At 64.0% G+C, this 7,245-nt stretch carries 7 protein-coding genes; 4 read left to right on the top strand and 3 right to left on the bottom strand.

Annotation, left to right across the window (positions count from 1 at the left end):
- Positions 1-27 precede the first annotated feature (27 nt).
- A complete protein-coding gene (locus EHH60_RS36670) occupies positions 28-786 on the bottom strand; it encodes an SDR family NAD(P)-dependent oxidoreductase (RefSeq protein WP_124163983.1) in 759 nt (252 codons plus the stop codon).
- Positions 787-853: 67 nt separating this feature from the next.
- Entirely contained in the window at positions 854-1,513 is a 660-nt protein-coding gene (locus tag EHH60_RS36665; RefSeq protein WP_199752519.1) for a TetR family transcriptional regulator, read from the bottom strand.
- Positions 1,514-1,667: 154 nt separating this feature from the next.
- Between EHH60_RS36665 and EHH60_RS36660 the strand changes: the two genes are divergently transcribed.
- Both EHH60_RS36660 and EHH60_RS36655 read left to right on the top strand, forming a co-directional pair.
- The gene (locus EHH60_RS36660; RefSeq protein WP_124163981.1) at positions 1,668-2,840 is read left to right on the top strand and encodes an acetyl-CoA C-acetyltransferase; all 1,173 of its coding nucleotides are present in this window, start codon (positions 1,668-1,670) and stop codon (positions 2,838-2,840) included.
- A gap of 115 nt (positions 2,841-2,955) precedes the next feature.
- The gene (locus tag EHH60_RS36655) at positions 2,956-4,500 is read left to right on the top strand and encodes an acyl-CoA synthetase (RefSeq protein WP_124163980.1); all 1,545 of its coding nucleotides are present in this window, start codon (positions 2,956-2,958) and stop codon (positions 4,498-4,500) included.
- A gap of 139 nt (positions 4,501-4,639) precedes the next feature.
- Here EHH60_RS36655 and EHH60_RS36650 read toward each other — a convergent pair whose 3' ends face one another.
- Positions 4,640-5,182: a methylated-DNA--[protein]-cysteine S-methyltransferase gene (locus tag EHH60_RS36650; protein WP_124163979.1), complete on the bottom strand. Its 543-nt coding sequence runs from the start codon at positions 5,180-5,182 to the stop codon at positions 4,640-4,642.
- A 133-nt stretch (positions 5,183-5,315) separates the two neighbouring features.
- Here EHH60_RS36650 and EHH60_RS36645 point away from each other — a divergent pair, with 133 nt between their 5' ends.
- Together EHH60_RS36645 and EHH60_RS36640 are read left to right on the top strand one after the other, a co-directional pair.
- Positions 5,316-6,134, top strand: a complete 819-nt coding sequence (locus EHH60_RS36645; RefSeq protein WP_124163978.1) for an alpha/beta fold hydrolase — start codon at positions 5,316-5,318, stop codon at positions 6,132-6,134.
- Between the two features lie 3 nt (positions 6,135-6,137).
- Complete coding sequence (locus EHH60_RS36640; protein WP_124163977.1) at positions 6,138-6,950, top strand: alpha/beta fold hydrolase; 813 nt, start codon at positions 6,138-6,140, stop codon at positions 6,948-6,950.
- Positions 6,951-7,245: the final 295 nt, after the last annotated feature.

The following is a 7,245-nucleotide window of genomic DNA, read 5'->3' as shown; positions in this document are numbered from 1 at the left end:
CCCTCCAGGGGAGGGTAAATGCGCCACCTACCTTGGCGCCATGCGGATGGCGCCGTCGAGGCGGATGGTCTCGCCGTTGAGCATCGGGTTCTCGACGATGTGCACGGCGAGCATGCCGTATTCGTTGGCGTCGCCGAGACGCGATGGGTGCGGCACCTGGGCGCCCAGGCTCTTGCGCGCCTCTTCGTTCAAGCCCATCAGCAGCGGCGTGAAGAACAGGCCGGGCGCGATGGTGTTGACGCGGATCTTCTGGCTGGCGAGATCGCGCGCGGCCGGAAGCGTGAGGCCGACGACGCCACCCTTCGAGGCCGAATAGGCGATCTGTCCGATCTGGCCTTCGTAAGCGGCAACCGAAGCGGTGTTGATGATGACGCCGCGCTCTTCGCCGATGGGCTCCGCAGTGACGAGGCGCTCGGCAAACAGACGCAGGCAGTTGAAGGTGCCGATCAGATTGACGTTGATGATGCGCGCGAACTTTTCGAGCGGATAGACGCCGTCGCGGCCGACGATGCGCTGCGAGCCGCCGATGCCGGCGCAATTCATCAGCACGCGCGCGACGCCATGCGCGGCTTCGGCCTTGGCGATCGCGGCCTTGATCTGCTCCTCACTGGTGACGTCGGCATGAAGCGCAACGCCATTCACTTCCGCAGCGACCTTCTCGGCGTTTTCCTTGCTTTGGTCGATCACGCCGATCTTGGCGCCCTTGGCAGCCATGGCGCGGGCGGTCGCGGCACCAAGGCCCGAGCCACCGCCGGTGATGAGAACGGCTACGTCTTTCAACTGCATCGCTTCAACCTTTCCTCTACCTTTTCCTTGGGCGTTTCTTCTCTAGATTTGTGAATCATTGGCCGGACTATCCGGCAGCGGCAGCTTCCCCGGCTTGCGTGAGGATGCCGCCGCAGATCAGCGTTTCCATGTGCCTGATGTATTGCCGGCAGACATCATCGGTGACCGGACCGACGCCGGTCGCGCGCGACATCGCGTGCCGGCCGAAGAACAGATGATCGCAGGCACCGATCAGGCTGGTGTAGAACAGCACCGGATCGGTCTTTCGAAATTCGCCGCGGCTGACACCTTCCGCCAGCAGGCGGCGGTGGAAGTCGAGCAGCGGGGCGACGAAGAATTTCGAGACTTCATCGGCGGAGCCGGCGCTGGTCTCGTGCAGCAGATAGTGGATCAGCCGGTTCATGTACGGGAACCGGTGATAGGCACGGATGATGCCCGCGATATGCAGCTTCAGCTTCGCCGTCGACGTGATCGGCTGCGCCAGCAGATATTCGAGATTGGACATCTCGGTCGCGGCATCCCGCGCGAGCAGCGCCAGCAAAAGGCCGTCCTTGTTGCCGAAGTGATATTTGACCAGGGCGGCGTTGGCGCCCGACTTCTGCGCGATATCGGACAGCGATATCTCGATCGAGGAGCGTTCGATCATCAGTTCGCTGGCGGCCACCAGCAATTTCTCTGCCGTGGAATTTTTCCCGCCGGGGAGCCTGTTCGATACGCTGGTAGCCACGGATATCCCTGTTTTCGCCGCTTGAAGCGGGGCGCAGATAAGCCCAAGCAGCGCCTCATCACAAGAGTTAATTGATCGATTGACTAAACGATCTCTCGTCCCTTAAATCCGATCCCGACAACCAACCCAGTCAAAAATTCAGGGAGAGACCGACATGGCCGAGGCTTATATCGTCGCCGCTGCGCGCACCGCGGGCGGGCGCAAGGGGGGCCGTCTCGCCGGGTGGCATCCGGCCGATCTCGCCGCAAAAGTGCTGGATGAGCTGGTCGATCGCACCAAGGTCGATCCCGCCCTGGTCGAGGACGTGATCATGGGCTGCGTCATGCAGGTCGGCGAGCAATCCAACAACGTCGCGCGCAATGCGGTGATGGCCTCGAAGCTGCCGGAGAGCGTGCCGGGCACATCGATCGACCGCCAGTGCGGCTCCTCGCAGCAGGCGCTGCACTTCGCCGCGCAAGCAGTCATGTCCGGTGCGATGGATGTCGTGATCGCCGCCGGCGTGGAATCGATGACGCGGGTGCCGATGGGCCTGTCCTCTCAGCTGCCGGCCAAGAATGGCTTCGGCAACTACAAGAGCCCCGGCATCGAGAAGAAGTATCCGAACATCGTGTTCAGCCAGTTCACCGGCGCGGAGATGATGGCCGAGAAGTACGGCCTCTCGAAGGATGAACTCGACGAGTACTCCTATAACAGCCATCAGCGCGCGATCGCGGCGACGCAGGCTGGTCATTTCAAAAAGGAGATCGTGCCACTCGAGATCACCCGCGCCGACGGCAGCAAAGACACTCACCACATCGACGAGGGCATCCGGTTCGACGTCACGCTCGACGGCATCAAGGGCGTCAAGCTGATCGCCGAGAACGGCAAGCTCACTGCTGCGAGCGCCAGCCAGATCTGCGACGGCGCCTCGGGCGTGATGGTCGTGAACGAGAATGGCCTGAAGCAGCTCGGCGTCAAGCCGCTGGCGCGCATCCACCACATGACCATGACCGGCGGCGATCCCGTCATCATGCTCGATGCGCCGCTGCACGCCACCAAGAAAGCGCTGGAAAAAGCCGGCATGAAGATCGGCGACATCGACCTGTTCGAGGTCAACGAGGCCTTCGCCTCGGTGCCGACCGCATGGCTGAAGACCACCGGCGCCGATCCGGAGCGTCTCAACGTCAACGGCGGCGCCATCGCGCTCGGTCACCCCCTTGGCGGCTCCGGCACCAAGCTGATGACCACGCTGGTGCACGCCCTGCACCAGCGCGGCAAGCGCTACGGCCTGCAGACCATGTGCGAAGGCGGCGGCATGGCCAACGTGACGATCGTGGAACGACTGTAAAAAACAAAAGCGAGTAGTGAGTGGCGAGTAGCGAATGGTGAGTAGGCGAAGAACGGTTTGCCCTTCTTCCCTATTCGCCACTCGCTACTCGCCATTCGCGTTTTGAGGAAACGCCATGACCCACCCGTCTATCCACGCCCGCACTACGCCCGACAAGATCGCCTACCAGATGGCGGGTACCGGCAAAGCGATCACCTATCGCGAGCTCGACGAGCTCTCGAACCAGGGCGCGCAGCTGTTCCGCTCGCTGGGGCTCAAGCCCGGCGACCATATCGCGCTGCTGATGGAGAACCGCCTCGCCTTCATGGAGATCTGCTGGGCTGCGCAGCGCAGCGGGCTCTATTACACAGCGATCAGCCGCTACCTGAAGCAGGACGAGATCGACTACATCGTGAAGGATTGCGGCGCCAAGGTCGTGATCACCACCCCCAAATGCGCCGACCAGATCAAGGGGCTGATCAAGGGCACGGCCGGCGAGCCGATCTTCTACATGATGGACGAGCCGCTGCCGGGCTTCCGCCCCTACGACAGGGAAGCCGCCGCGCAGCCGAACACGCCGATCGCGGACGAGGTCGCCGGCTACGACATGCTGTATTCGTCGGGCACCACCGGTCGGCCGAAGGGAATCAAGAAGGCTTTCGAAGGCAACAAGATCGACGTGCCGAACGCCTTCCTGCGCGTGCTCTGCGCCGACATGTGCGGCGTGAACGCGGAGAGCACTTACCTCTCGCCGGCGCCGCTCTATCACGCGGCGCCCCTGCGCTTCAACATGATGGCGATCGTGCTCGGCGGCACCTCCATCATCATGGAGCACTTTGACGCTGAAGAGTTCTTGAAGCTGGTCGAGAAATACAAGGTGACGCAATCCCAGCTGGTGCCGACCATGTTCGTGCGCATGCTGAAGCTGCCGGACGAGGTCCGCACGAAGTACGACGTCTCCACCCTGAAGGGCGCAATCCACGCCGCCGCGCCCTGCCCGGTCGACGTCAAGGCAAAGATGATCGAATGGTGGGGGCCGATCCTGATCGAGTATTACGCCGGCTCGGAAGGCAACGGCGTCACCGTCTGCAACTCGCAACAATGGCTGGAGCACCGCGGCAGCGTCGGCCGCGCCGTGGTCGGCAAGATCAAGATTCTCGACGAGAACGACGAGGAACAGCCGGTGGGCGAAATCGGCACCGTCTACTTCGCCGACGCGCCCGCCTTCACCTATCACAACGATCCCGAGAAGACGAAGAAGGCCTACAACGCCAAGGGGTGGTCGACCCTCGGCGATGTCGGCTATCTCGACAAGGACGGCTTCCTCTATCTCACCGACCGCAAGTCCTACATGATCATCTCGGGCGGGGTGAACATCTACCCGCAGGAGACCGAGGACGTGCTGATCACGCACCCGGAGGTCGCCGACGTCGCCGTGTTCGGCGTGCCGAACGAGGAGATGGGCGAAGAGGTCAAGGCGGTGGTGCAGCCGCACGATATGGGTCGCGCCGGCAAGGCGCTCGAGGTCGATCTGATCGCCTACTGCAAGACCCGCCTTTCCGCCATCAAGTGCCCGCGTTCGATCGATTTCGAAGCCGAGCTGCCGCGCACGCCCACGGGCAAGCTGGTGAAGCGGCATCTGCGCGACAAATATTGGCCGAAGACGGCGGCGAAGATTTAGAAGGTCTCGTGTCCCGGACGCGGTGCAGCGCGCAGCGTTGCACCGCAGAGCCGGGGCCCACCTCGCTGCAGTGCCGGGCCCCGGCTCTGCAGTGCGTCACTACGTGCCGCACTGGGTCCGGGACACGAGACCGGTGCCCTCAATCGAACAAACTCGGCGTGTGGTTCACCAGCGCGCCCTCGATCTCGAGCATCTTCAGCTTGGTCACCACGCCGCCATTCGCCGAGAAGCCGCCCGGCTTGTTGCCGGCCGCCAGCACGCGATGGCAGGGCACCACGATCGGGCACGGGTTACGGCCGAGCGCCTGGCCGACGTCGCGCGACAGCTGGACGCCGCCGAGCTGCTTGGCGATTTCACCATAGGTGATCGTCTTGCCCGGCGGGACGGTGCGGGCGATGTCGTAGACGCCGCGGTTGAATTCGGGAACGCCGTCGAGGTCGAGCGGAACGTCGATGAGATCATCCGGCTCGCCCACGAGCAGTTTCGTGATGCGGTCGATCGCCTGCTGCACCTCGGCGGTCGGCTCGGCTTCACTGGCATCGGCATGGCGCTGGTGGATGCGGGTGCGGATCTTCTGCTCGCTCCCCATCGGCAATTGCGTGCCGTTGATGCCGCGCGGACCCCAGGCGATGGCGCACAGGCCGATCCGGGTGTCGAACAGGGCAAAATGCTGGTCGGTCATGGCTAGGTTCCTGGCTTGCTTCCGTTGCAGGCCCCCACTTTGATGTCGTGCCAAATCTAGGCTTGGAAATAGTTGCGATCCACCCGGTTTCCGGGAATCTTGCACAGGAGTTCAAATCCATCGCGGGCCCGGAATGCAAAGCCTCCACGTCAACGGATACGACATGCCCTATCTCGACGTGGGCGAGGACAGAAGCCGTCCGCCGCTGGTCTGCGTCCACGGCTCGCTCAACGACTTCCGTGTCTGGGGCTGCGTGCTCGGGCCGCTGTCGCAGCGACATCGGGTGATCGCTGTCAGCCTGCGGCACTTCTTCCCGGAGCGCTGGGACGGCGTCGGCGACACCTATTCGATCGCACAGCATGTCGACGACGTCATCGCTTTCATCGACGAGATCGATCTCGGGCCGGTCGACCTGATGGGTCATTCCCGCGGCGGGCATATCTGCTTCCGCGTGGCGCAGCGGCGGCCGGACCTGCTCCGGCGGCTGATCCTGGCCGAGCCCGGCGGCGAGCTCGATGCGAGCCTCGATCCGGATTACGTCGGCGGCCCCTCGCCGCTGCTGGCGCGCTTCACGGCTTCCGCAGAGAAGATCGCGGCCGGTGATGTCGACGGCGGCCTTGCCGTCTTCGTCGACGCGCTGGAGGGGCCCGGCACCTGGCCGCGATTGCCGGCGATGGTGAAACAGAATCTGCGCGACAACGCCATGACGCTGATCGGCCAGGTCCGCGACAACCGCCCGCCATTCTCGAAGGCGGATGCGGAGGCGATCAAGATGCCGACGCTGTTCATCCTGGGCGCCCGGACCAAGGGCCTGCTGCCGAAGGTGCTGCATGCGCTGGCCGCGCATGTGCCCTATTCCAGGACGGCGATCATCCCGAACGCGACGCATCCGATGTTCGAGCAGGCGCCGCAGAAATATTCCGAAGTGGTGCTGGATTTTCTGGCGAGCTGACCAATGCAAACCCTCCGCGTCAACGGTTACGACATGGCCTATCTCGAAGCCGGCGAAGGCCCGCCGCTGGTCTGCGTGCATGGCACGCTCGGGGATTTCCGCACCTGGTATGCGGTGCTGGGCCCACTGTCGAAAGCACATCGGGTGATCTCGGTCAGCCTGCGGCATTTCTTCCCCGAGCATTGGGATGCGGTCGGCGACGACTACAAGATGGCGCAGCACGTCGCCGACGTGATCGCGTTCATCGAGCAGGTCAGGCCCGGCCCGGTCGATCTGATGGGCCATTCGCGCGGCGGCCACATCGCCTTTCGCGCCGCGCAGGCGCGGCCGGATCTGTTGCGCAAGCTGGTGCTGGCCGAGCCCGGCGGCGATCTCGACGCATCCCTGCCGGTGCCGGAAGGCACGCCCGCGCATCCGCCGCTGGCGGCCCGCACCGTACGATCGGTCGAGATGATCCGCACCGGCGACATCGAAGGCGCGCTGCAGAACTTCTACGAAGGCATCGAAGGCGACGGCTCCTGGCGCCGCGTGCCGGCAGCCGCGAAGCAGCAGCTGCGTGACAACGCGCTCACCTTCCTCGGCCAGATCAACGAGCAGCGCCGGCCTTATACGCTCAGCGATGCGCAGGCGATCAGGACGCCGACGCTGCTGATCGGCGGCGGCGCAACCACCGGCAGCCTGTCGGTGATGTGGCGTGTGCTGGCCGAGCACATCGCGGGCGCCGAGACAGCGGTGATCCCGAACGCCGGCCACTGGATGTTCGAGCAGGCGCCGCTCGAGTTCGGCGAGGTGGTGAACAGGTTCCTGGCTGAGTAGGTCTCTTTCTTCCTTCGCCCCTTGTGGGAGAAGGTGGCGCGAAGCGCCGCTCTGTCCGCCGTTACTTCTGCAAATGAGTCTGCGGAGAAATGCCCCCCACCCGAGTGAGTTCGTGTCTCCTGGCGGTTGTCCAGCGGATGGATGGGTAACAAAACAGACCGGATGGAAAGGTAACAGTCGTTCATGGTTCGGTCTGCTGCGGCGCTGCGCTAGCGCAGCGCCGCAGCGTCGATGTTTTCTGGTCGATGATGCCGATCGGCACGTTGAAGAAGCGCACCTGCCATTGCCCGTCGGC

The sequence above is a fragment of the Bradyrhizobium sp. RP6 genome (assembly GCF_003837805.1).
In the GTDB taxonomy this organism is placed as follows: domain Bacteria; phylum Pseudomonadota; class Alphaproteobacteria; order Rhizobiales; family Xanthobacteraceae; genus Bradyrhizobium.
This window is presented reverse-complemented; position numbering and strand designations above follow the sequence as displayed.

Coding starts and splice junctions, on each gene's coding strand:
- EHH60_RS36670 (WP_124163983.1), bottom strand. CDS start 786: ATGCAGTTGAAAGACGTAGCCGTTCTCATCACCGGCGGTGGCTCGGGC.
- EHH60_RS36660 (WP_124163981.1), top strand. CDS start 1,668: ATGGCCGAGGCTTATATCGTCGCCGCTGCGCGCACCGCGGGCGGGCGC.
- EHH60_RS36655 (WP_124163980.1), top strand. CDS start 2,956: ATGACCCACCCGTCTATCCACGCCCGCACTACGCCCGACAAGATCGCC.
- EHH60_RS36650 (WP_124163979.1), bottom strand. CDS start 5,182: ATGACCGACCAGCATTTTGCCCTGTTCGACACCCGGATCGGCCTGTGC.
- EHH60_RS36645 (WP_124163978.1), top strand. CDS start 5,316: ATGCAAAGCCTCCACGTCAACGGATACGACATGCCCTATCTCGACGTG.
- EHH60_RS36640 (WP_124163977.1), top strand. CDS start 6,138: ATGCAAACCCTCCGCGTCAACGGTTACGACATGGCCTATCTCGAAGCC.